The 587-nt window shown below is 48.6% G+C and carries 2 protein-coding genes; both read left to right on the forward strand.

The window, feature by feature from the left end; translation table 11 throughout:
• A partial coding sequence (locus ACXJKJ_RS31360; protein ID WP_457395547.1) for a hypothetical protein occupies window positions 1-382 on the forward strand: 382 nt, incomplete at its 5' end.
• A gap of 2 nt (window positions 383-384) precedes the next feature.
• Window positions 385-587 (forward strand): hypothetical protein (locus ACXJKJ_RS31365; RefSeq protein ID WP_457395550.1); only part of this gene is annotated, 203 nt, incomplete at its 3' end.

Here is a 587-nt window from a genome sequence, read left to right on the forward strand (position 1 = left end):
CTTGGACTTCTTTGATGAGGGACATCTTGCGGGCTTGGCTGCATCTGAGTTTTTCTCAGAAGTTGTAGGCGTAAAATACCAAGGATTGGAAACTTCCGCTGCGCTCGATCGTCAAGGTTCCGGCTCATCCATGAGGTTCTTCTATTCAAATAGAGACGCGTCCGGTCGCGAATTGGCGCTTGATGTGGGAGAGGGTGGCGTTCACGATAAAACGGGAATTGTCATGAATACTAATGTTACAACTGAGTCTTTGAAGGATGTGGACGTGGGCAAGGTGATGCAGTGCTTCAGTGATCTTCAGAAAATTGCACACGATGCGTTTTTTGAGATGATTAACAGGAGTCCGAGGATTAAGGCTAATTTGAAAATGGGAGAGGGGTAGTGTTGCATAACTCGATCATTAATAATTCAATTGTCTCGATGAATGCACATTTGTGCGTCACCGACGCGATGGCCTCGTTTGTGCTCAATAACTCGGGTCTTTCGTTTTCCTCTGCGTTTAGCGCTGGAGCCGCCAACCCGCTTCTGAGCTATGGTGCGAGAGTTGCGCAATCTAAAGAGTTGACGCGCACCTGGCACGCTGCGGC

The organism is Roseateles sp. P5_E1 (assembly GCF_054049335.1).